The sequence below is a fragment of the Bradyrhizobium sp. 192 genome (assembly GCF_023100965.1).
Lineage (GTDB): Bacteria > Pseudomonadota > Alphaproteobacteria > Rhizobiales > Xanthobacteraceae > Bradyrhizobium > Bradyrhizobium symbiodeficiens.
The window spans coordinates 5,805,398-5,828,640 of the sequence record NZ_CP064690.1 but is presented as its reverse complement, the minus strand read 5'-3'; the positions used below and the strand labels follow the sequence as shown (position 1 = coordinate 5,828,640).

The 23,243-nt window shown below is 62.8% G+C and carries 29 protein-coding genes and 1 tRNA gene; 12 read left to right on the top strand and 18 right to left on the bottom strand.

Features of this window, described 5'->3' with window-relative positions:
• Positions 1-5: 5 nt before the first annotated feature.
• Genes asnB through IVB24_RS27270 form a run of 3 tightly spaced genes read right to left on the bottom strand, consistent with a single transcriptional unit; the run spans position 6 to position 3,548 of the window.
• Positions 6-1,916 carry an asparagine synthase (glutamine-hydrolyzing) gene (gene asnB, locus IVB24_RS27280; protein ID WP_247769652.1) on the bottom strand — a complete coding sequence of 637 codons (1,911 nt, stop codon included), beginning with the start codon at positions 1,914-1,916 and terminating at the stop codon, positions 6-8.
• A gap of 22 nt (positions 1,917-1,938) precedes the next feature.
• Complete coding sequence (locus IVB24_RS27275; RefSeq protein ID WP_247769651.1) at positions 1,939-2,805, bottom strand: glycosyltransferase family 2 protein; 867 nt, start codon at positions 2,803-2,805, stop codon at positions 1,939-1,941.
• Entirely contained in the window at positions 2,802-3,548 is a 747-nt protein-coding gene (locus tag IVB24_RS27270; RefSeq protein WP_247769650.1) for a class I SAM-dependent methyltransferase, read from the bottom strand. Before IVB24_RS27270 ends, IVB24_RS27275 begins: the two co-directional genes overlap by 4 nt.
• A gap of 302 nt (positions 3,549-3,850) precedes the next feature.
• Between IVB24_RS27270 and IVB24_RS27265 the strand changes: the two genes are divergently transcribed.
• Together IVB24_RS27265 and IVB24_RS27260 are read left to right on the top strand one after the other, a co-directional pair.
• Positions 3,851-4,048 carry a hypothetical protein gene (locus tag IVB24_RS27265; protein WP_247769649.1) on the top strand — a complete coding sequence of 66 codons (198 nt, stop codon included), beginning with the start codon at positions 3,851-3,853 and terminating at the stop codon, positions 4,046-4,048.
• Between the two features lie 66 nt (positions 4,049-4,114).
• On the top strand, positions 4,115-4,675 hold the full coding sequence (locus IVB24_RS27260) for a hypothetical protein (RefSeq protein WP_140480325.1): 561 nt from the start codon (positions 4,115-4,117) through the stop codon (positions 4,673-4,675).
• 26 nt (positions 4,676-4,701) lie between these two features.
• Here the strand turns inward: IVB24_RS27260 and IVB24_RS27255 are convergent.
• A tRNA-Leu gene (locus tag IVB24_RS27255) sits at positions 4,702-4,790 on the bottom strand.
• 176 nt (positions 4,791-4,966) lie between these two features.
• Here IVB24_RS27255 and IVB24_RS27250 point away from each other — a divergent pair.
• Positions 4,967-5,395 (top strand): twin-arginine translocation pathway signal, encoded by a 429-nt coding sequence (locus IVB24_RS27250; RefSeq protein WP_140480324.1) that lies wholly within the window; start codon positions 4,967-4,969, stop codon positions 5,393-5,395.
• Positions 5,396-5,420: 25 nt separating this feature from the next.
• Here IVB24_RS27250 and IVB24_RS27245 read toward each other — a convergent pair whose 3' ends face one another.
• The gene (locus IVB24_RS27245) at positions 5,421-6,623 is read right to left on the bottom strand and encodes an FAD-dependent monooxygenase (protein WP_247769648.1); all 1,203 of its coding nucleotides are present in this window, start codon (positions 6,621-6,623) and stop codon (positions 5,421-5,423) included.
• A gap of 19 nt (positions 6,624-6,642) precedes the next feature.
• Positions 6,643-6,888 (bottom strand): zinc-finger domain-containing protein, encoded by a 246-nt coding sequence (locus IVB24_RS27240; protein ID WP_008562814.1) that lies wholly within the window; start codon positions 6,886-6,888, stop codon positions 6,643-6,645.
• 307 nt (positions 6,889-7,195) lie between these two features.
• Here IVB24_RS27240 and IVB24_RS27235 point away from each other — a divergent pair, with 307 nt between their 5' ends.
• Positions 7,196-8,332: a hypothetical protein gene (locus IVB24_RS27235; protein WP_247769647.1), complete on the top strand. Its 1,137-nt coding sequence runs from the start codon at positions 7,196-7,198 to the stop codon at positions 8,330-8,332.
• A gap of 116 nt (positions 8,333-8,448) precedes the next feature.
• Positions 8,449-9,204 (top strand): alpha/beta hydrolase, encoded by a 756-nt coding sequence (locus IVB24_RS27230; RefSeq protein ID WP_247774181.1) that lies wholly within the window; start codon positions 8,449-8,451, stop codon positions 9,202-9,204.
• Between the two features lie 120 nt (positions 9,205-9,324).
• Here IVB24_RS27230 and IVB24_RS27225 read toward each other — a convergent pair whose 3' ends face one another.
• From IVB24_RS27225 to IVB24_RS40075, 4 genes are all read right to left on the bottom strand, one after another.
• Complete coding sequence (locus IVB24_RS27225; RefSeq protein ID WP_247769646.1) at positions 9,325-9,888, bottom strand: TIGR02391 family protein; 564 nt, start codon at positions 9,886-9,888, stop codon at positions 9,325-9,327.
• Positions 9,885-10,511: a DUF5343 domain-containing protein gene (locus IVB24_RS27220; RefSeq protein WP_247769645.1), complete on the bottom strand. Its 627-nt coding sequence runs from the start codon at positions 10,509-10,511 to the stop codon at positions 9,885-9,887. Before IVB24_RS27220 ends, IVB24_RS27225 begins: the two co-directional genes overlap by 4 nt.
• 171 nt (positions 10,512-10,682) lie before the next feature.
• A complete protein-coding gene (locus IVB24_RS27215) occupies positions 10,683-11,504 on the bottom strand; it encodes a hypothetical protein (RefSeq protein WP_247769644.1) in 822 nt (273 codons plus the stop codon).
• Positions 11,505-11,544: 40 nt separating this feature from the next.
• Entirely contained in the window at positions 11,545-11,676 is a 132-nt protein-coding gene (locus tag IVB24_RS40075) for a hypothetical protein (protein WP_256471522.1), read from the bottom strand.
• Between the two features lie 228 nt (positions 11,677-11,904).
• Between IVB24_RS40075 and IVB24_RS27210 the strand changes: the two genes are divergently transcribed.
• A complete protein-coding gene (locus IVB24_RS27210) occupies positions 11,905-12,141 on the top strand; it encodes a hypothetical protein (RefSeq protein ID WP_247769643.1) in 237 nt (78 codons plus the stop codon).
• A 138-nt stretch (positions 12,142-12,279) separates the two neighbouring features.
• On the opposite strand, the gene IVB24_RS27205 is transcribed toward IVB24_RS27210, so the two are convergent.
• Positions 12,280-12,948, bottom strand: coding sequence for a hypothetical protein (locus IVB24_RS27205; RefSeq protein ID WP_247769642.1), 669 nt, complete (start codon positions 12,946-12,948; stop codon positions 12,280-12,282).
• Positions 12,949-13,705: 757 nt separating this feature from the next.
• Entirely contained in the window at positions 13,706-15,064 is a 1,359-nt protein-coding gene (locus IVB24_RS27200; RefSeq protein ID WP_247769641.1) for a hypothetical protein, read from the bottom strand.
• A 291-nt stretch (positions 15,065-15,355) separates the two neighbouring features.
• Between IVB24_RS27200 and cysE the strand changes: the two genes are divergently transcribed.
• Entirely contained in the window at positions 15,356-16,180 is an 825-nt protein-coding gene (gene cysE, locus IVB24_RS27195; RefSeq protein ID WP_247769640.1) for a serine O-acetyltransferase, read from the top strand.
• Between the two features lie 122 nt (positions 16,181-16,302).
• Positions 16,303-16,521 (top strand): DUF3126 family protein, encoded by a 219-nt coding sequence (locus IVB24_RS27190; protein ID WP_007602550.1) that lies wholly within the window; start codon positions 16,303-16,305, stop codon positions 16,519-16,521.
• A gap of 250 nt (positions 16,522-16,771) precedes the next feature.
• Here the strand turns inward: IVB24_RS27190 and IVB24_RS27185 are convergent, their stop codons facing one another.
• A complete protein-coding gene (locus tag IVB24_RS27185; protein WP_247769639.1) occupies positions 16,772-17,479 on the bottom strand; it encodes a hypothetical protein in 708 nt (235 codons plus the stop codon).
• Between the two features lie 223 nt (positions 17,480-17,702).
• Between IVB24_RS27185 and IVB24_RS27180 the strand changes: the two genes are divergently transcribed.
• Complete coding sequence (locus IVB24_RS27180; protein WP_018322105.1) at positions 17,703-18,032, top strand: hypothetical protein; 330 nt, start codon at positions 17,703-17,705, stop codon at positions 18,030-18,032.
• A gap of 87 nt (positions 18,033-18,119) precedes the next feature.
• On the top strand, positions 18,120-18,650 hold the full coding sequence (locus tag IVB24_RS27175; protein ID WP_247769638.1) for a gamma carbonic anhydrase family protein: 531 nt from the start codon (positions 18,120-18,122) through the stop codon (positions 18,648-18,650).
• Here IVB24_RS27175 and IVB24_RS27170 read toward each other — a convergent pair.
• Entirely contained in the window at positions 18,647-18,811 is a 165-nt protein-coding gene (locus tag IVB24_RS27170) for a hypothetical protein (protein ID WP_162859495.1), read from the bottom strand. The two genes, IVB24_RS27175 and IVB24_RS27170, sit on opposite strands and share 4 nt — an antisense overlap.
• Before the next feature lie 141 nt (positions 18,812-18,952).
• Between IVB24_RS27170 and IVB24_RS27165 the strand changes: the two genes are divergently transcribed.
• A complete protein-coding gene (locus IVB24_RS27165) occupies positions 18,953-19,270 on the top strand; it encodes a hypothetical protein (RefSeq protein WP_247769637.1) in 318 nt (105 codons plus the stop codon).
• Positions 19,271-19,372: 102 nt separating this feature from the next.
• The gene (locus IVB24_RS27160) at positions 19,373-19,735 is read left to right on the top strand and encodes a hypothetical protein (RefSeq protein WP_247774180.1); all 363 of its coding nucleotides are present in this window, start codon (positions 19,373-19,375) and stop codon (positions 19,733-19,735) included.
• A gap of 175 nt (positions 19,736-19,910) precedes the next feature.
• On the opposite strand, the gene IVB24_RS27155 is transcribed toward IVB24_RS27160, so the two are convergent.
• The 4 genes from IVB24_RS27155 to IVB24_RS27140 form a co-directional block, all read right to left on the bottom strand.
• Positions 19,911-20,405 (bottom strand): hypothetical protein, encoded by a 495-nt coding sequence (locus IVB24_RS27155; protein ID WP_247769636.1) that lies wholly within the window; start codon positions 20,403-20,405, stop codon positions 19,911-19,913.
• A gap of 254 nt (positions 20,406-20,659) precedes the next feature.
• A complete protein-coding gene (locus IVB24_RS27150) occupies positions 20,660-21,463 on the bottom strand; it encodes an outer membrane beta-barrel protein (RefSeq protein ID WP_247769635.1) in 804 nt (267 codons plus the stop codon).
• A gap of 163 nt (positions 21,464-21,626) precedes the next feature.
• Entirely contained in the window at positions 21,627-22,358 is a 732-nt protein-coding gene (locus IVB24_RS27145) for an aspartate/glutamate racemase family protein (RefSeq protein WP_247769634.1), read from the bottom strand.
• Between the two features lie 5 nt (positions 22,359-22,363).
• A complete protein-coding gene (locus tag IVB24_RS27140; protein ID WP_166468890.1) occupies positions 22,364-23,242 on the bottom strand; it encodes an ABC transporter permease in 879 nt (292 codons plus the stop codon).
• Position 23,243: the final 1 nt, after the last annotated feature.

Sequence of the window (23,243 nt, the reverse complement as noted above, 5' to 3'; positions counted from 1 at the left end):
GCTCCCTATGCTCGGCGCGCCGAGGGGGTGGCAAGCCCCGTCAACCAGATGCCCAGCGTCAGGATCGGCCACAGCGCGAACGCATTGTCGCTCCTGGCCTCGCGATGCGCATTCCACAGCAGCCGGATCGCCTCCGGTTTCAGGAGGGGCGCAAAAACATCAGCCTCGCGGCCGAGCACCCGGTCGCAGATCGGCCGCAGCCCGCCGCGTCGCATCAGTTGGGCGATCGGCACGTTGAAGCCGCGCTTGCGCGACCATGCGGCCTCGCGCGGCATGCCCAGGCGCTCGGCGAGTTTGCGCAACACATATTTCGGCGCGCCCTTGGGCCAGGGATTGAGCAGCGAGACGTCGAGGCTGCCGGCGAGGTCCATGACCCGTCGGTCGAGGATCGGCACGCGCACTTCCAGACCGTGCGCCATGCTCATGGCATCGACCTTGGTGAGGACGCTTTGCAGATGGAAGCGCTGGTCGGCGATCAGCGCCCGATCCAGCACGTTGTCATGCGGCTCCGAATAATATCCGGCGTATTCCGCGAACGGGTCGGCCGATGCAAGATCGGCCATCCCGTTGTCATAGATCTTCTCGGCGAGAAAGCGGGGAACCAGCCGCCGCCATTGCAGATGAGGGCTGTTGCCGGCTTCGCTGAGCCCGAGTGCGAAGCGGGCGAGTTGCGCCGCCGCCGGAAGCCGCTTCTCGTTGCCGCGCACCGAGGCATAGGCGAGGCGTCCGGTCAGGCCGGCAAGGCTGCGCGGAACGAATTGGCGCGCGCGCTTAGCCATCATGGTCGCGGCATAGGTTTCATATCCGGCGAAGAATTCGTCGCCGCCGTCGCCGGACAGGACCACGGTGGAATGCCGGCGGACTGCACCCGCCAGATGATAAAAGCCGAGCGCGCCCGTGTCGGCGCATTGGCCGTCGAAATGATAGACCACCGCCCGCAGCGCAGCCTCGGCATCCTCGCCCGCTTCCCCGTCGATGACGTTGAGCGACAGGCCGGCGGCGGTCGCGATCTGCTGCGCCACCGCGGTTTCATCATGGCTTTTCTCGGTGAAGCCGGCCGTGAACAGCGGCGGCTTCAGGCCGAGCCGGCCGAGCGTGAGGCTGATCAGCGAACTGTCGATGCCGCCGCTCTGCAACACGGCGAGCGGCACGTCGCTCACCATCTGGCTCTTCACCACCGTCTCGATCGTCGATTGCAGCCGGACAACGGCTTCGTCGAGGTCGCGGATCACGGGCGCGCGCACCGGCCGCCAGAACCGCCGCTCGGTCCGCTCGCGCTCGGTAAATCCGATCATCGTGCCGGGCGGGAGCTGCTTGATGTCCTGGTACAGGCTCTGTTGCGTTCCAGGATGGCCCGCTGCGAGATAGGTGTGCAGGGCCACCGGATCGATCCGCGCGGCGACGTCACCGCTCGCCGTAAGTCCCTTGATCTCGCTTGCGAACAGGACGCGGCTGCTGCTTTCGGAATAATACAGCGGCTTGATCCCGATGCCGTCGCGCGCCAGGATCAGGCGGCGCTCCTGCCGGTCCCACAGGCCGATCGCGAAAAAGCCCTCCAGGCGTTCGAACATCGCCTCGCCCCAGGCGAGATAAGCGTAAGGGATGATCTCGGTGTCGCAGGTGCCGCGAAAGCGGACGCCGAAGGATCGCTCGAGCTCGCTGCGCAACTCGTGATCGTTGTAGATCTCTCCGTTGTAGGTGACGACGATGCGCTCGGATGAATCGAGCATCGGCTGGTGCCCGGCCTCGGAGAGATCGCGGATGGCGAGCCGGCGGTGGGCGAGGCCGACGGGGCCGTCCAGCCAGTTGCCCTCGCCGTCCGGCCCGCGGTGGACCAGTGCAGCCGACATCGCCGCAACCGCGCGGCCGTCGGCGGGCCGACCGTCACGATGAAAGATGCCCGCTATGCCGCACATCGCGTTCGCTCGCCGCGGGAGGTCATGGTCGCTGATTCATGATCTGCTTCAGCAGCACCGCGAGCAGTCCCATGGCGACGACGAGGATGCTGAGCAGGATCGCGCCGACGCCGAGCACGAAGGCGCTGACGAGCTGCAGGATGATGCCGCCGACCAGCGAGACCAGCGCGAGCGCCATGCACATCATCGCCAGCAGCACGAAGATCTTGAGCGGATTGTAGTAGGTGCAGGCCTCGAGGACGTATTGCAGGGTCCGAATGGAGTCGCGGAACAGGTTCACCTTGGAGCGGCCGATCCGCTCCTTGTAGTCGATGTCGATATAGTCGACGAACTTCGCGTTCATCATGTAGGCGAGCGTCAGCGATGTCGTGAAGCTGAAGAGGTCGCTGACATGGTCGAAATAGGAGATCGCGACCTGCCTGCCGAACACCCGCAAGCCGGAATTGATGTCGGGGATCTCGCGGTTGGCGGTGAATTCGACGATCGCCTTGAGGATTGCACGCAACGGCGACTTCAGCATCGACTCGCGGTAATTGGGCCCGGTCCGGGCGCCGACGACCATGTCGAAGCCCTGGTTGAAGCGCGCGACGAGCGCCGGGATCGCTTCCATCGGGTAAGAGCCATCCGCATCGCTGATGACGATGGTGTCGTAGGATGCGGCGCGAATTCCATCCTTGAGCGAGCGGCCATAGCCGATGTTGTGGGGATGCCTGAGCACCTTTGCACCGGCCTGTTCGGCAAGCTCGCCGGTGCCGTCGGCCGAACCATCGTCGACGATGATGATCTCGTAGGGGGTGAGCTGAGCGCCGTCGAGAGCCGCCTTGGCTCGACCGATGGTTTCGACGATGCCGTTGCGCTCGTTGAGCGCAGGAATGACGACTGAGATCATAAGCGGCGTGCAATACAGGTGACGGATTGCCCGAAGAAGCTTCGCGAGAGCGGATCGAGCGCCCGCGACAGCGGCACGGCATATTTGTCGAACAGGGCGATCTGCCCGTTGACGGCGGCATCGTTCAGCGACTGATGTCGCTTCAGGCGATTGGCAAGCCACCCAAGCCCGCCGATCGGATTGAAGTAGTTCAGCCGGATCAGCTCGACCGGTTGATCGGCGAGCAGCCTGGCGAGACGTGCCGTGGTGTAGCGGCGGCAATGTCCTGCCAGGCGATCGAGATCGTTGTAGAGCAGCATCAAAGCCGGAACGCTGATCAGGAGATGGCCTCCGGGCTTGAGCACCTGCACCAGATTGGCAATTGCGGTGGCGTCATCCTCGATGTGCTCGAGCACGTTGATGGTGAAGACCGCATCGACGCCTTGGGGTAACAGGGAACTCAGCTGATCGCGGACCAGAATGTCGCAGACGGCGAACTTGCGATCGGGCATCGCCTTCGCGGCGCGTTCGACGCTTTCGCGGTCGTGGTCCACGCCACAATACTCGCCAAGCTCTCCGAGCACTCTGCTGTAGAGCCCATGCCCGAACCCGACCTCGACGATCGCGCCCTTCAGGTAGGGGCGAAACTGGTCGATCACCCAGTTCATGTAGTTCTGCGCGTCGGCGATCGCGCTCGAATACGTGTCGGCCCCGACTTTCAGGCTTTCCTTCGTGGACTGGGCGGGAAAGGAAGTTTGAGCCATGGAGCCTGCGCCTCGTTCTCGCCCGGGTTAGCAGCGAGCGCCCCATTTCTCAAGGACATGTGAGGCGTCATCGCCTTAAAGTTGACGGCTCGCGCGGCCGATGGGCGGAGTCGCGCCGGGCGAGGGCGCTTACACCGAAGCGTGACCGGTGGTGCGCGAGATCGTATAACACGCTGAGGTTGACGACGCCTTGGCGGCGCCGTACTAATGACGATTATTGCCGGAAGTTGCGATTACACGTTGCGCTGATTGCTGAACATTTTTTTGAAGGCCGCCGGTCGTGGCGGCTGCCGGAGGATTGCATGGCCGGTAAGCAGAAGGCGAAAACATCATCGAAAAAATCCGACACGGTCGGCAGGCGGAGCCCGCCACCAGGATTCCGCAGTTCAACAAGGCGGGCTGGTTCGGGCGTCTGCTTCCGCGACTCCATGCATTTCGAAGTCTCGGAGGAGCGCATCCGGCAATGGGCGAAAAAAGGTTTTGAAGTAGGCCCGGCGTGAGCTGACGTCGTCGGCGGCGCAGAACGTTTCGATCGTGACAGCGGTGAGTTCCGGGAGGGGCTTTCGATGCAGCGGATTGTTTTGGGGCGCGTGAAGCCGACGCTTTCACTTCCGGAGGCGCTCGACAAGATCAAGGCCGGAACGAGAGCCGTGGTCATCGGCGACGGTCATGGATCGAGGGTCGTCACTGCCGGTGACATCTTCGAAGCCATGAATGAGGCGCTTGATGCGGGCAAGGACCCGAAGAGCGTTGAAATCGGCGAGGTGAAGCCGACCCTCCCGAGAGTTGCGTTGGGAGCACCTCCAGTCACGGCAACCGACAGGTTTGGACCACCGGGATCGCGGCCGTCGTTGACTTTCCCGGAAGAGGATCGATTTCGCTCGCTCCTGGTGGCCAGGGACGGTGGCAAGGAGCCGCGCTACCTCGTCGAGGAGATCGGCCCCGAGGGGGCGGTGATCGTGACCTCGTCCGAAGCATTCGCCGGCCACCTCGCCAAGAGCCTGACCATCTGCAAATGCGCGGGCGAGCCCGTCCATAGTTTCGAACCGGATCAAGTCAGAGTGCCCGGGGTCTGCAACAAGCCCCATGGGAAGCAGGTCACTTGCAGCCAGGCGAGCATCGTGTGATCGGCGCCGAACGACACCAGATCTCGTGGTGCGGGCAGCCGGGGTCGAACCGGCACAGCGCTTGCGCGCCGAGGGATTTTAAGTCCCTTGCGTCTACCAATTCCGCCATGCCCGCTTGATCCAACGAGATCAAACACTTAAGTCCATCTCCGGCCGTCTGGAATTGGCGCGTTTCGCGGGCCCGGAGGGACGGCTCTTCCTTAAGCGAGCCGGGCGCACAAGGCAAAGCCTCAATCCGGACATCTGTTGTTGCTTTAGGCATTCTCAATCCACGGGGACTATTCATCCGGCATGGCTGCTTCGTTCTTCACATCGCCGCGCGGCTTCGGCGCGCTCCTCGCGCTGCTTGCGGCCGGCGCCGCGCTGTCCGGCTGCGCCAGCATGACCGAGACGGTCGCGCCGGCCTTTGCCGATCCCGCCAAATACGAACTGTACGACTGCAAGCAGCTGGAGGCTGAGCGCAAGGCGCTCGCCAAACGCACCGACGAGTTGCGTGGGCTGATGGAGAAGGCCGAGACCGGGGCCGGTGGCGCCGTGGTGTCCGAGCTCGCCTATCGCAACGACTATGTCGCCGTGCGCGGGTCGTCGCAAATGGCCGAGGAGGCCTGGCGCCGCAACAGGTGCCGGGAATCGCCGCCCGAGGCGACGCCGCCTGCCACGCAATTATCGCCTGCGGCGTTCGCCAAGCCCGCTTCGAAATCCGGCAAAGCGTCGCGCTGAGGCGCGGCGCCCGCGGCGCTTCGCATCAGGACCGCCAGCCGTAAATCCAGTCCTGCCGCGCCAGCATGCGGTCCGGGCCGAGCGCGCGGATCGCAAGATCGCGCGCGGCCGCAAGCGGTCCGCTGAGGTGGTAGATGCGGCCCTGCTGCCGCGCGGTCCGCTGCACCCGCCGCACCCGCGCCTGGCGGGCACGGCCATATTGCGTCAGCGCAGCACTGATGCCCGCCGTGCTCTCGGCGGCTTCAAAGCTGAGGTGCCGGGCGAGCACGGCGGCATCCTCGATCGCCATGCCGGCGCCCTGGGCTGCAAAAGGCAGCATCGCGTGCACGGAATCGCCGAGCAGCGCCACCGGACCCTTGCTCCAGGGGCAGCCATCGGGCACGCCGAACAGCGCCCATTTCCGCCAGCTGTCGACCGTGGCGAGCATCATGCGCGCCGAGGCCGGCCAGCGCGGCGCGGCGAAGGCATCCATCACCTCCAGCGGATCGCCGGGCGTGCTCCAGCCCGGCCTGTTCCAGGTACCGGGCAGCACCGCGACCACATTGATCTGGCGTCCGCCCGCGATCGGATAGGCGACGAGATGGGCGTTCGGGCCCATCCACAGCTGTACCCGGCGCGCGGTGTAGTCCTTCGGCAGTTGCGTGGCATCCAGCGTGCCCCGCCAGGCGATCAAGCCGGAGAAGCGCGGCTGCACCTCGGGAAAAAGATGCTGGCGCACCGTCGACCAGATCCCGTCGGCGCCGATCAGCGCGCTGGCGAGATCGCTGCGGCGGATCGTGCCGCTGCGATGGACCACCGTGAGCCCCTTGGCATGAGGCGCGACGTCTTCGAAGGTCGCGCCCAGCTTCAGGTCGATGTCGGGATGATCGGCAACGGCGCCGGCCAGCGCCGATTGCAGGTCGGCGCGGTGCACCACCCAATAGGGCGCGCCGGCTCGCGCCGAAGCGGCTTCACCGAGCGGCATGCGCAGCAGCTCGCCGCCGGCCCGCGCGCTCATGATCGAGACCGCCTCCGGGACGACGGCGCGCAGCTTGAGACGCTCGGTGAGGCCGAGCGCGACCAGCACGCGGCTGGCATTGGGGGAGAGTTGCAGGCCGGCGCCGACTTCCTCGAGCCGCTCGGCCTTCTCCAGCACGACGATGCGAAAGCCGCGGGCTGCGAGCGCGAGCGCGGCCGTCAGTCCACCGATGCCGGCACCGGCGATGACAATCGTTCGGGAGAGCGCCACCCCTGACCGATGGACGCGGTCAGGCCACCTTGTCCTTCAGGACGCATTCCGGCGGACGGGCTTCGCCCGGCTTCAGGTCGGCAGCGAAGCGGTACAGCGTCGAGCAGTAGGGGCAGATGATCTCGTTGTCGTTGCCGAGGTCGAGGAAGACGTGGGGATGGTCGAACGGAGGGTTGGCGCCCACGCACATGAACTCTTGCGAGCCGATCTCGATGACGGGGACACCGGCATCGTTGTGGAAGTGCGGGACGACATGGTCGGACATCTAACTCATCCTGGAGTGGCAATGGCGGCAGACACAATCACGAACTGACGCGGCATCTTTAAGGCGCCGCGGACCATACTGGCGGGTGCAGGTGATTGCTAGTCCGGCGGAACCAAAAGCTCCGCAATTGCCCCATGCTCATTTGCTCATGCAAATTCGACACAATCTTGAGGCCTGAGAGAAGCCCTTCTTTCGTCGGGGACGTTGTGTCGCAATTTTGGCATACTATGTCTCTCGGAGGAGCAGATTGCACCGAACGACGAATCGTAAGGCGCAGACGATTTTAGGGATCGCCGGGTTCTTCCACATGAAATGGCTGCGAATCAGCACAGCGTTGACCGGTGTCGCGGCCTGCGGCTTCCTGCTCGCGCAGGTAGCACCGCACGCCCGTGAGGCCGGCGCGATCCTCGCCGCCCAGGATGATCCAGCCGTGGTCTCCGAGCTGAAGCTCGATCAACTGCTGCGGCACAATGACCGCCTGGTTCAGGACAATATCGAAGCCGCGCTCGCCGCCGGCGATGCCGATCTCGCCGACAGTTTCGTCGCGCTGGCGCGTGACCGCGACATCGCGCTGCCCGACGACCTGCTGAGCCGCGTCAATGACGCGGTCAAAGCCGAGAGTTCCACCTCGCATTTTGCCAAGCGGTTCGCCACCGGTCTCGTCACCGGCAATGCCGACGACGTCGCGAGCCTCTCCGGGACGGTGGCAGGCGATCTCTTCGTGATCGGCGACATCAGGGACGTGGTGCGCGAGGGCAAGCACCTTGCCATGGGCGAGGACACCGACCGCCTCGTGCTCGGGCTTGCGGCCGCCGGCCTTGCGGTGACGGCGGCCACCTACGTGTCCGTCGGTGGTGCCGCGCCGGTGCGCGCCGGACTGACGCTGGTGAAGGATGCGCGCAAGGTCGGGCGGCTCGGCGACGGGCTCGCCAAATGGGCCGGCCGCTCCGCGCGCGAGGTCGTCGATACGCCGATGCTCCAGAACGCCGTGGCCAAGGGCTCCGTGTTCCGCCCGGGCGAGACCGTCAGCGCGATCAAGGCGGCGTTCCGCGCCGAGAAGGCCGGCGCGCTGGTCCGGCTCGGCAAGGACATCACCCGCGTCGCCGAGAAGACCGGCACGCGCGGGGCGATGGATACGCTGCGCATCGCCGAAGGTCCGAAGGACGTCGCGCGCGCGGCGCGGCTTGCCGAAGCGCAGGGCGGCAAGGCGCGCGCGATCATGAAGCTGCTCGGCCGCGGCGCGCTGCTGCTGATCGGCGGCGCGTTCGATCTGGCGCTGTGGCTCTTCGGCGCGGGACTGACGCTGTTCGGCCTTCTCTCATCCATCAAGGCGACGACCGAGCGCCTGACCCAGGCCTGGTGCGATCGCAAACGGGCGCGGCGGCTGCGCCGTGCCCGGATCGCAGCCGAAGCTGCTCTGGCAAACGCGGCCGTTACGGCCTGAGGCGCGCCGCGCTTCGGGTTATTGTTTGAGCATGATGTTGCCGGAAAACCGCTGCACACTTTCCCGGATCGTGCTCTAAGATCAACCATTCCCCTCAAGACCTCACGGAACTGATGATGCCGAGCTTTCACAACGGCGCCGTTGAAATTGCCTATCTCGACGAAGGCGAGGGCGATCCGATCATCCTTGTGCACGGCTTTGCCTCCAGCAAGAACGTGAACTGGGTCTATCCGACCTGGGTCTCGGAGCTGCGCAAGAACGGCCGCCGCGCGATTGCGCTCGACAATCGCGGCCATGGCGAAAGCGCAAAGCTCTACGAGCCCGCGCAATATTCGATTCCGACAATGGCCGGCGACGTGCTTGCGCTCATGGATCATCTCGCCATCCCGCAGGCCGACATCATGGGCTATTCGATGGGCGGACGGATGACCGCGTGGCTATCCCTCAAAGAGCCGCAGCGCCTGCGCTCGGCGATCCTCGGCGGCATCGGCATCGGCGGCCTGATCGAGGGCACCGGCCCCGGTGAGAACGTCGCGAAGGCGCTGGAGGCGCCATCGCTCGACGACGTCACCGATCCCGTCGGCCGCACCTTTCGCGCCTTCGCCGATCAGACCCGCTCCGACCGGCGAGCGCTCGCCGCCTGCCTGCGTGGCACGCGCGATCTCATGACGAAGGACGAGGCTGCACGCATCGACGTGCCCGTGCTGATCGCGGTCGGCTCGACCGACGACGTCGCGGGAAGCGCCAGCGCGCTCGGCGCGATCATTCCCGGCTCGGAAGTGCTGGACATTCCGAACCGCGACCACATGCGCGCGGTCGGCGACAAGGTCTACAAGACCGGCGTGCTGGAGTTTCTGTCACGGCGGGGGTGACCTTGTCCGCATCGGCCGCTATCGTGGGCTTCCCATGTCTCGCGATTGCAATATGAGGATTGTCGGCCGGAACTGGCGCAATTGTCCACTCCCTCGGGGGCAGCAGAGCTCCGGAGTCCGCTAAGGGCGGTTATCGGACTTTAGACCTGCTATTCCCGGCTGCTGATCACGTTGGTCGGTGCGACTGGCCTCCGCTACATGGGTCTCTGGCGGTCCCTTCCTGGCTTCTAAGACGCGCAGCAACACAGACGCAACAGATAAGTGGTCCAGACAGAGATCGATGGGATCGTTTCGTATATCGTGCCCCCGCGGATTTCTGATGCCGGCAGTTGACCCGGCGAACATATGCCTGAAGCCTTTCTGCTCGTCCTTGTCGCTGGTAGTCGCCAAAGCATTCAACTGGATCTTGGGGCCGCTCTCATTGAACGCGTTCATCATGAGGCCGAAGCCAGTTTCCTCTAGGCCAGAAATTGTCTTCACTCGATTTTCAATTAGCTTGAACGCTTCAAATGTAGCTTGGGCATAGTAGCCGTCGTCGAACAACTTCAAAGCGACAAGAGTTATTTCACTGTGGATATTGCGCTCGTCGAAGGGGTGCACCCCAGATTTCTCAGCGGCTGACGGCCGACCAATGTTCTTGGCCACTCGGACGACCGCCTCGAACAGATCAAGTGCGTCGCTCATGGGAATAGGTTGGCTCGAATGCTCTTGAAGATTGTGTCGTACGTTTCTGCGGTCCCCTCAGCGGGCAGGTTGATTTCGATCCGAACCGTAAAGGCCATTTCGCTTTTTGATTTTTCCGTCGTGCTTAATGTCGCGGCGTAGGCTTCAGCGGGTTGCGTCGATGCAGTTGCACCAATCTTTCTGGAGGATCTCTTCGCCCTGCTCAATGTGGTTGGCTTTACTTTAGTTGCCGTCGAAGACCCGACGGAATGTCCAGAGAGCTCGCTGAGTGCAGTGAAGACGCCCGCTTGGCGGCTGCCTATGATCTCGCTGGTTTTGTCCGCAGACCTAAAATAACCGATGAGGTCGTCCTTGGACATTGTCCAAGCCTCGTCACCGCGAATTCCGAAAAGATCGGCATAAGCGTCCTTCACGAGCTTTCCAAAAGCCGGCGTGAATTGCTCTTCGTCGTGAAGTGTGAGTACCTTGTGGCCGATCTCCGTCCGTTTTCCAGCCTCGTCGATTATGCCGAGAAACTGGAGAACATTGATGACGTAGCTTTCGTTTTTCGACGCCAGACCTAACTTACGAACGGTGTCGGCTGTAACGGAAGGCGGAAAATTCTTCCGAAGAAAGCCGATCATCTGAGTAATGTTTCCCGGACCGGAAATATACGGGTGACTTGCCATTCACGCCCCCAAGTAGCCAAAGCGAAAAGCCTCTACCGAGTCGCGCGAGCGGTCAAGCAATCGCTTCAGCTTGCCCGTAGTTGTCAAGATAAACCGCTCGGCCTGCCTGCAGTCCGCTAAGGGCTGTTATCGGAGCCCAGATGTAGGCCCATGGGCAAACTGTCTTTGCACCTCGTCTATGAGCTCGATCACCCGATCTACAGGTTCGACCAAGGAGTATCCCGAATTTTCAAATCGGGTGCCAACTTGTCGGCGAAACTCGGCGCTGTATAGATTTTCCTGGAAGGGCACCATCCTTGAGGCGACGCCAATCGCGGTAAATCTTGATCGATCTGGATCATCTTGAAGCACAAGACCTCCACTGTTTCCGAAATAGACAGGGCAGTCGATTACGATCTGCGCCTCTTTGACTTTGCCTGCTACAATGCCGGTGCGGAGTAGGGGCGTATTTTTTTCAAAGAATTCAGGCGCGGCAAGGGAGGTCGGGAATCCAAGCAATAGAGTGGCACTTCCAATCTTGACACCATCGAGCTTTGTGGACTCCTCGATGTCAGTTCCCATGATGCTCCAACCTTCGTTGTTAGCATCCACTTGGACCCCGGCAACGTCTTTCAGACGAAAGTGAGATGCGGTTGCGTCTTCGCCATCCTCCATAGTTGCGATACGCGCGACTGCGACATCGGCACTACTATGCTTGATGAGATTTCCATCTGCGAAAAGCCGCTCGCAATCCACTTCGAATACAATTTTGTCCTTTAACGTCTTCGAATCGAGCGCGGTAAGTGCCAAAGGCGTGCTGAACGTTGTAAGACTGTCCTTAAAAAGAACGTGCTTTGCGCTCACCAAAAATACGTCGGGACCACGAGAGAAGAAGAAGCCGCTCCCGTGGGTCCCAGAAACCTCAATGAGAACTGCATAGCTGAGGAAAGCTGGTGGCAGGGCTGGCATTAACAGTCCTTGTGACAGTGAGGGCAGGAGTATTGGTGTGTCACGCCAAAGTCCCTGCATCTGGAATTTGTCTTAATCGCGATGCTGTCGATAAAGGTCGCGCCACACGCATGTTGATCTCGACACCCACAACAGCTCCGATAACGACAGTGCCGATGGGTTCATCAAACATCTTTACCATCCAATGTTCGAGCGATCTTAACAATCGGCGCTCAGGCTGGAGTCCGGTAATGGTTCTTATCGGACTCCAGAACGCGGAGCTCGCCAGCAGGGAGCGGCTTTGATCGCCTTAGATCGAAGGGCTAACTTGCCGAGAGTGAGTCTAGCCCGCCATCAGTCGTTGCGGTCGTTGCAGGTGTAGACACAAGGGGATGGGGCAGGGTTTCCCCAGCAGTGACAAGTGAAACTTCCACAGCAGTCAGTGTCGAACGAACAGCGTCCTCCTCGCGTCGTGACCTTACATGCTGCCATGAGTTGTGGCCTCTCGCTCAGTGGTGGTTTTTTTCCGATCGAACTGGAGAAAGGCTTCAAAGAGTTTGGTGCGGTGTTAATGAGCTCATTGGGTGAGTTCGAGATATCCGACAAAGATGGTTCCGCCGAGATTGCTGCAAAAACTACAGGCGGAGCACTCGGTTGAGACGAATCGGCGAGTACGAGACTTGGCATTGTTACAAAGAGCGCAACTGCGAGGATTGAAAGTGCCTTGTAGAACATGATTGATCTCCAAATTTGCGCGTTTAATGGGCTTCAAACGTTACAAGCCATATTTCCGTTGTTACTCCTCCTTCTCCTTGTATGAAAAGTTGCGAACGACATCGACTTTCACTCCTTTGATCCAGGTTTCCGGAGTTGGATTTCGAACTCCACACCAGTCATTGGTCGGGCCGTAATTGGTTTCGCCGACCCCTTGGTACCGGATCGTTTTGCATTCGAACCTCAGATCGTAATAGGCGGCGTACTCGCCTGTCAGCCGCAGCCCGAAGCCTTGAATGAATGGAGTGTTACCGGAGGGACAGGGGCCCCCGTCCGGAAGGTAAGGGGTGAGTCCATTGCCCGCAGCGTCGCACTGAATGTAGAAGCCGATCTTGGCCGCGAAATCGTACATTGGTACGACTTTGAGCTTCTGAAACGAGTTCTTCCCGCCATTCACCTGAACGATGATCCAGCTGCCATTAGCTCCCACGAGCTCGCCGCCGCCCTGCTGGTTGCCGATCACCTTGAGCGCCGGCCGTACGGGTAGAATGTTGTCAAGTTTGAGAATTGCGAGTTTTCGGAAGCAACCCTTTGGGTAGCTATCAAGGTAATATCGGATTTGCGCCGGATCCGACGAATTGGCGACGGCTTGCCAGACGGCCTTCTCAATCTCGTCTGGGATACACGCCGCTTTTGCATGTACAGCAAATAGGCTCATGAGAAGTGTTAGCAGAAAAGCAAATGCTCGCATTATGTGCTTCCAAAATTGGAGTGGAGTACGAAAGTGCGAAATAATGGAACGATGCAGTGTCAAGTTGCAAGCACTCGCAGACGGGTCCTCCCCAGGCGAAAAACCAAAACCGGTGGCCCGGCCCCAATTTTTCGCTAGCTGCGGGAGTCAAATCTGATGCAACGAGCCCAGATGCAACGCCTTTAGAGCTGATTCCGATTAGCGAGGCGGCCGGGATCATCGGGATCAACAAGTCTACTTTGAAGGCTCCGGTCGCATGACGGAAAAGTCGTGTTATCTGAAGCGGTTGCGGACCGGAATGCCAACGTCAATTTAGCTCAGTCGCGCCGAAGGTCTGCCAGGGCCAAAGGCAGGAACCCAGCGGGTCAAGAGACTGGCGCGCAATCGGCCGGTCGACTTCAAGGAGGTCGGCCAACTGGTTGACTGCGCCGCTGCAAACAACGCGTTCCCCGACCAAGCCCGTGAGCTTCCCGACGCCTAGCTGGCCTGACCGGTCCGCGTGGTCACCTGATGGCGTCGGATCTCGAGGCCGACGATCGCTAGCTGGTCTAGGTCCTGACGAAGTATGTCCGCGAGCACCTCGACGAGCTTAGCGAGCCCGCTGCTCCCGAGCTCGCTCCGTCGGCCTAAGGATCTTCGGGCGTCGTGGCACGCGGGGCTGAGGCCTCCGCCAAACATGACGCTCGTCGAAATGGGCGGAGAACGCGTCTGTGGAGATCATGCTTGAACACGAAACCCAAGCGCCATCACCCCAATCTCATCCCGCTTTGGCGTCGTCCCCAAACCGCCGCGCCAGCGCCATCAGCACCACGAAGGTCGCAACCCACACCATCCTTGCGCCGTAGCGGTCGTGCGGGCCCGAGATCACGCCGCAGATGAAGGCGTTGCCGAGCAAGGCCAGCGTCACGGTCGCTGCCAGCAGCGTCAAATCGTCCAGCCGGCGGTTCGCGAACGCATGCGCGAGCAGCGCGACCAGCGCCAGCATCGAGCCCATCGCGACGGGAACGTGCAGCCAGTTGATGACGTCGAAGTTGAGCTCCCAGTGCTGCTGGCGCGCTGCGCGCATCGCCGCGACCTGCGAGGGGATGTAACGCTCAATGATGCCGTATGTATGCGGTATCCAGACCGTGGTGCCTTCGCCGGTCGCGACATGCAGCAATTGCTGGCCCATCGCCCGCAGCGCCGCGCCGGCCTGCCAGGCCGGATAATCCTTCAGCGACTGCACGACGATGTAGCCCATCTCGTCGTTCATGCCTTCGAAGCGGCCGAGCGTGTTGAACATGCTCTTGCCCCACAGGAACTCGTCGGCGGTCGCCGGCAGTTCATTGCGATACGGACACAGCTTGTAGCGCTCGCGCGGGCAATGGTCGTTGAGATAGCGCGCGACGATGCCGTCCTGCATCATGCGGCCGAAGGCGACGCCGTATCCGCCGGGCGTCCAGGCCGCCTTGCCGGACAGCGCATAATTCGCCGAGACCAGCATCAGGCCACCCGCAACGATGGTGAGGCTCGCCTGCGCCAATCCGGCCAGCGGCAGGCGCTCCTTCAGAAACGGCCGTGCCATCCAGCCCGCGACGCAAAGGCCGAGCAGCACGCCGAGCGTGGCGCTGTGGGTCGCCGCGGCAAAGGCGGTGAAGACGAACAGCGCGATCTTTTCGAGCGGCGAGGTGCGGCCTGCGCCGACGATCAGCAGGAACAGCGACAGCACCGAGAGACCTGCAAAGATGTCGGTGAGCAGCATGCTCGCAAGCCAGGGCAGGGCCGTCGACGCGATCAGGCCAAGGCTGATCGCGACGAAGCGAAAGGTCTGCATCAATCCAAGCACGCGCAGGGTGAGCTGCAGCAGCCACAGCGTCGCCAGCGACTGGGCCGCGAGGTTGATCCAGAAACCGAAGCTCTCGCCATAGTGCAGATAGAGGCCGAACACCGTGGAGCGGCTGGGGACGAGATAGCCCTCGTACCAGCGCGCCAGATAGCCGCCGGTATCCCATTGCAGCAGCGGATAACCGTTCCAGAACGCCGGCGCGATCATAAGCAGGGGCAGGGCCACCGCCGCCACGCGCAGCCAAAAAGTACCCGCGGCGCGCGCGCGCAATTGATCGGTGGTGATGCTCAAATTCGCTCCCCGTCCTCGCTCTGGAACCATGCCCGCAATAACGGTTGGCGGAGAATTCACCAATAGTTTGATGCCGCCCGGCTTGAATTTGGCAAAACTCTGACCACTTTGAGCCGACCTCGTTGCTTGGGGCTTCGAAAGAAACTGTTGTGTTTCAACGTCTTGTCGTGCTTTCGCGAGGCAAGGCGGTGTTCACTCTCAGGCAAGCCGGTCAGGACGTCGTCGCCTAAACTATGCTATAGAACGGGCAAAACGAGCCCATTCGAAGAGCAAATCCCAAAGAGCAAATCCATGACAGTGCATCAGGTCAATCCGGGAGGAAAGCTCGCATCGCTCGATCCGATCTGGGAGCGGATCCGGAGCGAAGCGGAGGACATCGTCCGTCGCGAGCCCGAGCTTGCGACCTTCATCTATTCGACGGTGCTGCATCACAGCCGCCTGGAAGATTCGGTGATCCACCGCGTTGCCGACCGGCTCGATCACTCCGCGCTGTCAGGTGACCTCGTGCGCCAGACCTATGGCGAGGCGCTGCGCGACGATCCCGATCTCGGCAACGCCTTCCGCGCCGATCTCGTTGCGGTCTACGACCGCGATCCCGCGACCTCGCGCTTCATCGATCCCTTGCTCTACTTCAAGGGCTTTCACGCCGTCCAGACCCATCGCCTGGCGCACTGGCTCTGGCTGAAGGGCCGCAAGGATTTCGCGTATTATCTGCAGAGCCGCGCCTCCGCGGTGTTCCAGACCGACATCAATCCCGCCGCACGCATCGGCCGCGGCATCTTCCTCGACCACGCCACCGGCTTCGTCTGCGGCGAGACGGCGGTGATCGAGGACGACGTCTCGATCCTGCACGGCGTCACGCTCGGCGGCACCGGCAAGGAGAACGAGGACCGTCATCCGAAGATCCGCCATGGCGTCCTGATCGGCGCCGGCGCAAAAATCCTCGGCAACATAGAGATCGGCCATTGCGCGCGCATTGCCGCCGGCTCGGTCGTGGTCAAGCCCGTGCCGCACAACGTCACTGTCGCAGGCGTGCCTGCCAAAATCGTCGGCGAGGCCGGCTGTGCCGAGCCGTCGCGCACGATGGATCAGATGATCAACGCGACGGGGCTTTGAGCTCGCGTGCAAGGGCCGGATTCTCCAGCCCTTTTCGTCCCCAAATTGTTTGGCAATTCATGCTGGCGGTTCGTCGCGTCTCGTCCTAAAACCCGCCGACCATTTTCGATCGGAGACTTGCCGTGGACGTCAAAGAAGTCAGAAAGCTCGATGCGTATTTGAAGCGCGTATTCGGCAATCCCAAGATCCGCGTCGTGCCGCGGCCGAAGAAGGACGATTCCGCCGAAGTCTATATCGGCGAGGAATTCATCGGCGTGCTCTTCGTCGACGACGAGGACGACGATCGCTCTTTCCAGTTCCAGATGGCGATCCTCGAGGACGATCTGGTCGATCAGGAGTAAGTCTCTCCTCCGTCATTGCGAGCGCAGCGAAGCAATCCAGGAATCTTTCCGCGGAGGGATTCTCGATTGCTTCGCTGCGCTCTCAATGACGAACAGCAGCTTCACAACTGCCCCATGACGACATCAAAGCGCTAAATTCGACTTCGAAAAATACGAACTATCACAGGCGCTTGGCTACTGTGCATGGGTTGTTTTCGCAGTTTTTACTTCGGATAGTTTTTACTTCGGACCTGGGCCGAACGGGCCCCGCTCACCCCTTCGGCCCGCGCAGCTGCGCCGTCAGCCTGTCCATCGCCTCCGCCACATCGTGCCACTGCGACAGCCAGCTCCGCGGATAGCGGAAGGTGAGGTCGGCGCCGCCGACCCGGCGCTCGGACAGGCACATGCCCGGGGTGGCCGCATTGCGGGTGCAGCGCGCGGTCAGCGCCGGGCTTGCAGCGGAATAGAAGTCCTCGCTGCCGTAGGGCGTGTCGGCGCGGAACATCCGCATCGTCAGGCCATCCGCGGGCGTCGCCGCGGCCTGGTCGAGATAGCGCGGATAGATCGTGGCTGCCCGCTGCTCGGGCGAGAGCGCATCGTGATGGGCTGCGATCGACAGGAAGATGCGGTCGATCGATTGCACCGCCGCTTCCACCGTGTCGGCGGTGACGTGCTTCGGAGCGCTGGGCGGCTCGAGCGACGGATAGACGAAGTCGAGATCGATGCGCTCCTGCGGCCCGGAGTGCCGCTGGATCTTCATGCGGATCGCTGTCACCGGCAGGTTAAATAGCGTGCCGCCGACGCTCACCGGCAGCTTGTCCGGGGCGTCCGCGCCGCGGGTGCCCCAGGTCGGCCACAACAGATAGGCGACGAGCGCGACCGCGCAGACCGCAGCAATGCCGCCGAGCACGATCGGGACGGCATGCGCCCAGATGCGCGTGCGGGGGGACCTATGGGGAGCTGCCGAAAACACTGTCATGAGCTTGCGCGAGGTCGAGCCGGAAGTCGGCCGGTGGCCGACGAATCAGCGGCGAATATGCCATGCGGCGGCGATTTCGCGCAGCGTTCCCGGCCGCAAGGGGCGGGGGCGGCCCTGCGTGGACGGGACGGCGGCGTTAACCTTCCCTTAAGGATAATGTAGCGTTAACCGGCGCCATTTGTCACAGGAATGCTCCGGCGTTGCGTAAGGGCGGACCGTTCCGATGACACCTGAAGCTTTCAACACCTTCTTCTCGATCTGCATTGGCTTCGCGCTCGCGGGTGCGCTCGTGAACGGATACCAGGCGCTGGCGCAGCGGCCCGCCGGCTTCGGCCTGTTGCAGGACGGCGTGGCGCCGAAGACCTTCGCTGCGGTGCCGTTCCTGGTGTTCGCCGCACCCTTCATCATCATGCGCAACACGCTGCGCGGCATGCGGGTGGAAAGCCGCCGTGCCGAATTCGTGATGATGGCGACCCTCATCGCCGGCTTCTGGAGCATGATGAGCGGCACCTTCTTCCTGATGACGCTGCGCGCCGCCGGCGTTCTGGGCTGACGCCCGCGCATTGAGCTCCGCCGGCGCGGCCTTTGCGTCGCGGCTGCCGTTTCGCTATTCCTGTGGCCAACGCGACAGGAGACTTCCATGGCGATCTACGAGCTCGACGGGCAGGCGCCCGATCTTCCCGCCGACGGCAACTATTTCATCGCGGACACCGCCACGGTCATCGGCCGCGTGCGCCTGAAGCCTGGTGCCAGCGTCTGGTTCGGCGCGGTGCTGCGCGGCGACAATGAATGGATCGAGATCGGCGAGGGCGCCAATGTGCAGGACGGCTCGACCTGCCACACCGATCTCGGCTTTCCGCTGGTCATCGGAAACAACTGCACGGTCGGCCACAACGTCATCCTGCACGGCTGCACCGTCGGGGAGGGCGCGCTGATCGGCATGGGCTCGATCGTGATGAACGGCGCGAAGATCGGCCGCAACAGCATCGTCGGAGCCGGCTCCGTCATCACCGAGGGCAAGGAATTTCCCGAGCGTTCCCTGATCATCGGCTCACCGGCGCGCGTGATCCGCACGCTCGACGACGCCCAGGTGCAGAAGATGGGAAGTGCGGCGAAGTTCTATGTCGCCAACGGTCCGCGCTTCAAAAATGGCCTGAAGCAGATTGGCTAAGTGCCTTCGGACTCGCTTGCCTCCATAGCGCTCGCGATCTTCTCATGGCCCGCCGACCACAACGCGTATTCGTCGCTGCCGTCTGAATAAGGATTTGCTTCAGCGGGAATGTTTTGGCGCGCGGCGCGTTCGCCTTCTGCAAAAGGGTCGCGATCGGTCATCGTGACTTTGCCTTTCCTATTGGTTGGAGGTCGCGGTGATGAGCTTGCGCGTGGCGCACGCCCCTGATTCAAGCTGATCTCACGGCATTTGTTCCGGAACCGGTCTTCGCCGCGGCGGTTGACCGCGAAAGGAGACTTCTCATGGCCGCATCGCCCGCAACCGCCTCACTCAAGACCATGATGGTGATCTTTGCCCTCGCGGCGATGCCGGCCGTCGCGTTCGCGCAGGCGAGCGGCGGTTCTGCGGGATCGACCGGAGGTCCGGCGGGATCGGGCGGAGGCATCGCCAACTCGCCGGCTCCGCCGCCCGGCACCAATAGCCTGGGCACGGCTCAGTCATCCGGCGCGGGCTCCGGAGTCACGACTGGCACCGGCTCAGGCGGCGGTACCGATGCCGCGGTCAATGCCGAGAACAAGCTCCTCGACAAGAAGCTCAAGAGCATCTGCCGCGGGTGCTGAACGCTCGCGCGGAAGTGAGACAGCGTGGCTGTCCGGAATGCTCAAGTGACGTTAGCTTGATCCCGCTTTGAAGCGTGGAGTGTCCACGCGGAGGATCGAGTGATGTTACGCAGGATGATGATGGCGGCGCTGGCCGTTGCAGTGGTCGGGCTGTCGGCACCGCAGGTGGCCCACGCCAGGGGTTTCGGGCATGGCGGCTGGGGTCACGGCGGCGGCAGCTGGGGCCACGGCGGCCACTGGCACGGCGGCGGCTTCTGGCCCGGAGTTGCGATCGGGGCAGGTATCGCCGGCGCCGGCTACTACGGTGGCTATTACGGCTATGGCTACCCCTATTACGGCAGCCCCTACTATTATCGTAGCGGCTACGGCGACTACAACGATGGGTATGGCGGCTGCTACGTCGCGCGTAAGCGTGTCATGACGCCCGCGGGCTGGCGGATCCGCCGCGTGGACGTCTGCGAATAGGGTCCCACAAAAAACAAGGCCGTTGACGCAGTATACCGTCAACGACCTTGCCAGCCCCGGACATTGAAATCGGCTCACGCCATCCGGTAACGCTGACCATCGCGCGGAATCATACGGGCGAATGTGATCCAGTTCACAAGTGGCGAAAATAAAGTTCCACCCGCGTGGCGGGTGCTCAGCCGCCCGAGCGCTTGCGCGCGCTGGCGTGGACGCGCTGCCGCGCCGGTTTCCTGCGGGTAACCGTGGGCGTTTCGACCTCGGTCGCTCGCGCGCTGGCAAACGATTGCCGCAGGCCGTCGATGGATTCGTTCAGTGATGCGACCTGTTCGGACAGGCGCTTGGTGTCAGCCTGCTGCGCCGCCATCAGCCGCTTCATGGTCTGGAGCTGGTCCTGCACGACCTGAAGCTGGTCGATCGATTCCTGCTGCGTCGCCTCCAGTCCCTTGGTCTTCTCGACCAGCTGCTCGGAGGCTTGGGCGGTGCGGGCCTGGAGCTGCCGCGTGACCACGACCCGGTCGGTCTCCGGCGCCGCGCCGGTATAGGCGCGCCAGATCGCGATCGAGGTGGCACCCGCAATCAGCAGCAGGAGCGCGGCGGCGGTCAGCGCGATGGGCTGGGCGCCGAGACGAAGGAGGGTATTGGACCGAGTGTCCGCTGCGAGATCGATCATCGCTGACTAAACCCAAACTGAAACTTGGTGCGTGGCGAAGACCGGCAGGCCGAAAGCCGCCGGGGCGTCCCGAAAGTGTTACTGATCAGCAACAATTGGGACCAAAAAGAGGCTGGCCTCATCAGAACGAACGGAATTCGGCAAAAAAAGGTTTCGAGTTACCGATTTATCTCGATGCAACGGTACGCAGCAGGTCCCCGTCCAAGCAGGCAAAGCCGAGCTGGTTCGACGGAGCGCGAGTCGGTGCTTCCGCCTCAGAACTTATAGGCGATGCCGACCGTTGCGGTGTGGGTGCGGGCCTTCACGTGCGCGGTGAAGCGGTCGTCGAACCCGATTCCTGGGGCGAAGAAAGTCTGGGTCCAAGTTCCGAAATCCGCATAGCGGTAATCGACGCGCGCGAGCCAATTGCCGCCAATCAAGTGCTCGACACCGCCGCCGAGGGTCCAGCCGACTCTGGTCGATGCATAGGTTTCATTGTAAGCACTGCCGAAGCAGAAGCGGTTTCCGGGAACCAAAGTGCAATTGGCGTTCACTTCGAGGCGCTGCCACGCGACGCCGCCAGAGCCGTAGACCAGTGTGGCGGGCCCAACGAGATAACCGAGACGGCCACGCAGGCTGCCGTCCCACGTTTCCTTCACGGTGCCGGATGGAAGGCCGACTAAAGGGGTGCCGAAGAAGAGCCCGGCTGTGCCCGGTATAGCATTCACCGTCTTCTTGTTGTCGGCCCACCCGAAATCAGCCTCGACGCCGGCGACCCAGGATGTCGAGACTTGGGCGTTGTAGCCGAGATAGCCCCCGAACCTGGCCGCGACGCTGTCGATTGCGCCGCCGGTGCCCTCTGTCGGGACGATCGTGCCGGGAAAGTTCGGGGAAACGTCACTGGTCTGCCAGTCGTTGGCAGCCCAGCGGGCGCCGATCGAAACACCGGCGTAAAATCCCGACCATGACGTCGCCGCAGTCGGCGGCGCCTTCACAGGCATGTCGGCCGCCAGTGCCGAACCCGCGACAGCGGCGCAGGCCAGTGCTCCTGCAATCTTTGCAGTCAAGTATCTCGCCATGCTCCGCCCCCGCGTGCGCCCCGAATCAAAGCCTTTGCAGACTCGCAGGTCGCAGCGGGCTCGACAACAACTGTGGAACTCGATGCCGCGAAAAGCTTGCGCTGTTGTCGGCCGGGCACACTGACGCTCTGCTGATGCAGTCCAGAGGTATGTGGTGCTGCACCTACGGACGAAAGCCCGACAACAATCCATCATAGGGTTTCGCCCGCGGCGCAGCGTACGGCCCGAGCCGCGAGGTCTTCAACCCCAGCCGCACCAATGATTCCGCCAGCGTCACCGCCGCGGCGACGCCGTCGACCATGGGCAGGCCGTGCAAGGCGGCTAGCTCGGCGGCGAGGTCGGCCATGCCGGCGCAGCCGAGCACGATCGCCTCCGCGCGGTCGTCGCGGATGGCGGCCGTGATCTCCGCGGAGATTTTTGCGAGCGCGTCGGCGTTGCGTGCCTCGAGCGCAAGCACCGGGACGTCGGCGGCGCGGACGCGGGCGCAACGCTCGGCAAGACCGTATTTCCGCAGATTTTGTTCGATCGGCACGATGGAAACTCCGAGCGTCGTCACCACGGCGAAGCGCGCCGCAATCAGGCTCGCCATGTGGAAGCCGGCCTCGCCGATGCCGACCACCGGTGCCTTGGCGACGGCGCGGGCGGCATCGAGGCCGGTGTCGTCGAAGCAGGCGATGATGTGGGCATCCGCACCGTCGCGGTCGGCCTCGCGGATGCAGCCGAGCATGCCGGGCACGGCGAAGGCTTCGTCGTAAAATCCTTCGATCGAAACCGGACCCATCGCCGGCTGGCGCGCGTCAATCACCGTGCCGGGCAGGGCGACGCTGCGCGCGGCAGCGGCGATCTTCGCCGTCATCGACGCGGTCGTGTTGGGATTGACGACGTGAAGTCGCATCGCGATCAGACAAGTCCCTGGCCGGCATCCGAGCCCTTGGCCGCCTGCCGCTTGTTGAGCACGTGGATGGTGCCGAGCGCAAGCGTGATCACGGTGAACGACACCGCCGAGATCACGGTGCCGAGCGCATAGATGTCGGGGTTCGTCACGGTGGTGGTGAGGCCCTGCAGATCAAGCGGCAACGTATTCACGGCCCCGATCGCCTGGCTGGAGCGGGCGAGCTCGTCCCATGACAGCGTGAAGCCGAACAGGCCGATGCCGATCACCGAGGGCAGGATGATCGGCAGCACGACGTGACGGAACGTCTGCCATGGCGTCGCCCCGAGATCGCGCGCGGCTTCTTCGAGCCTGGGATCGAAGCGGTTGAAGATCGCGAACATGATGAGCAGGCCGAACGGCAGCGTCCAGGTCAGATGCGCACCCAGGCCTGACGTGAGCAGGCCCATCGAGGTCTCGAAATTCTCGTTCCAATGCGCCTTGATCAGGTCGTCGATGATGCGAAATTCCAGCGAGATGCCAAGCGAGGTGATGATCGAGGGCACGATGAGGCTCGCGATCGCGGAGTAGAACAGGATGCTCTGCGCCCTGAACTTCCTGCGGAAAGCCATGCCGGCGGCGACCGACAGCACGACGGTGACGATCATCACGATGATGCCGAGCAATAGCGAGCGGCGGAAGGCCGCGCCGAGATCGACGATCCCTGTCCCCTTGAACAGCTTTGCGATCCAGAAGGTCGACATGCCGTTCATCGGGAAGGTGAGGCCGCCCTGCGGCCCCTGGAACGACAGCACGTAGATCGCGATCATCGGCCCGTAGAGGAACAGCACATAGGCCGCGAAGAAGATCGCGAGCACGTAGAACGAGCGCGGGCGTCCTTCCGTCATG

Coding starts and splice junctions, on each gene's coding strand:
- asnB (WP_247769652.1), bottom strand. CDS start 1,916: ATGTGCGGCATAGCGGGCATCTTTCATCGTGACGGTCGGCCCGCCGAC.
- IVB24_RS27275 (WP_247769651.1), bottom strand. CDS start 2,805: ATGATCTCAGTCGTCATTCCTGCGCTCAACGAGCGCAACGGCATCGTC.
- IVB24_RS27270 (WP_247769650.1), bottom strand. CDS start 3,548: ATGGCTCAAACTTCCTTTCCCGCCCAGTCCACGAAGGAAAGCCTGAAA.
- IVB24_RS27265 (WP_247769649.1), top strand. CDS start 3,851: ATGGCCGGTAAGCAGAAGGCGAAAACATCATCGAAAAAATCCGACACG.
- IVB24_RS27260 (WP_140480325.1), top strand. CDS start 4,115: ATGCAGCGGATTGTTTTGGGGCGCGTGAAGCCGACGCTTTCACTTCCG.
- IVB24_RS27250 (WP_140480324.1), top strand. CDS start 4,967: ATGGCTGCTTCGTTCTTCACATCGCCGCGCGGCTTCGGCGCGCTCCTC.
- IVB24_RS27240 (WP_008562814.1), bottom strand. CDS start 6,888: ATGTCCGACCATGTCGTCCCGCACTTCCACAACGATGCCGGTGTCCCC.
- IVB24_RS27235 (WP_247769647.1), top strand. CDS start 7,196: ATGAAATGGCTGCGAATCAGCACAGCGTTGACCGGTGTCGCGGCCTGC.
- IVB24_RS27230 (WP_247774181.1), top strand. CDS start 8,449: ATGCCGAGCTTTCACAACGGCGCCGTTGAAATTGCCTATCTCGACGAA.
- IVB24_RS27225 (WP_247769646.1), bottom strand. CDS start 9,888: ATGAGCGACGCACTTGATCTGTTCGAGGCGGTCGTCCGAGTGGCCAAG.
- IVB24_RS27220 (WP_247769645.1), bottom strand. CDS start 10,511: ATGATCGGCTTTCTTCGGAAGAATTTTCCGCCTTCCGTTACAGCCGAC.
- IVB24_RS27215 (WP_247769644.1), bottom strand. CDS start 11,504: ATGCCAGCCCTGCCACCAGCTTTCCTCAGCTATGCAGTTCTCATTGAG.
- IVB24_RS40075 (WP_256471522.1), bottom strand. CDS start 11,676: ATGTTTGATGAACCCATCGGCACTGTCGTTATCGGAGCTGTTGTGGGT.
- IVB24_RS27205 (WP_247769642.1), bottom strand. CDS start 12,948: ATGCGAGCATTTGCTTTTCTGCTAACACTTCTCATGAGCCTATTTGCT.
- cysE (WP_247769640.1), top strand. CDS start 15,356: ATGACAGTGCATCAGGTCAATCCGGGAGGAAAGCTCGCATCGCTCGAT.
- IVB24_RS27185 (WP_247769639.1), bottom strand. CDS start 17,479: ATGACAGTGTTTTCGGCAGCTCCCCATAGGTCCCCCCGCACGCGCATC.
- IVB24_RS27180 (WP_018322105.1), top strand. CDS start 17,703: ATGACACCTGAAGCTTTCAACACCTTCTTCTCGATCTGCATTGGCTTC.
- IVB24_RS27175 (WP_247769638.1), top strand. CDS start 18,120: ATGGCGATCTACGAGCTCGACGGGCAGGCGCCCGATCTTCCCGCCGAC.
- IVB24_RS27170 (WP_162859495.1), bottom strand. CDS start 18,811: ATGACCGATCGCGACCCTTTTGCAGAAGGCGAACGCGCCGCGCGCCAA.
- IVB24_RS27165 (WP_247769637.1), top strand. CDS start 18,953: ATGGCCGCATCGCCCGCAACCGCCTCACTCAAGACCATGATGGTGATC.
- IVB24_RS27160 (WP_247774180.1), top strand. CDS start 19,373: ATGTTACGCAGGATGATGATGGCGGCGCTGGCCGTTGCAGTGGTCGGG.
- IVB24_RS27155 (WP_247769636.1), bottom strand. CDS start 20,405: ATGATCGATCTCGCAGCGGACACTCGGTCCAATACCCTCCTTCGTCTC.
- IVB24_RS27150 (WP_247769635.1), bottom strand. CDS start 21,463: ATGGCGAGATACTTGACTGCAAAGATTGCAGGAGCACTGGCCTGCGCC.
- IVB24_RS27145 (WP_247769634.1), bottom strand. CDS start 22,358: ATGCGACTTCACGTCGTCAATCCCAACACGACCGCGTCGATGACGGCG.
- IVB24_RS27140 (WP_166468890.1), bottom strand. CDS start 23,242: ATGACGGAAGGACGCCCGCGCTCGTTCTACGTGCTCGCGATCTTCTTC.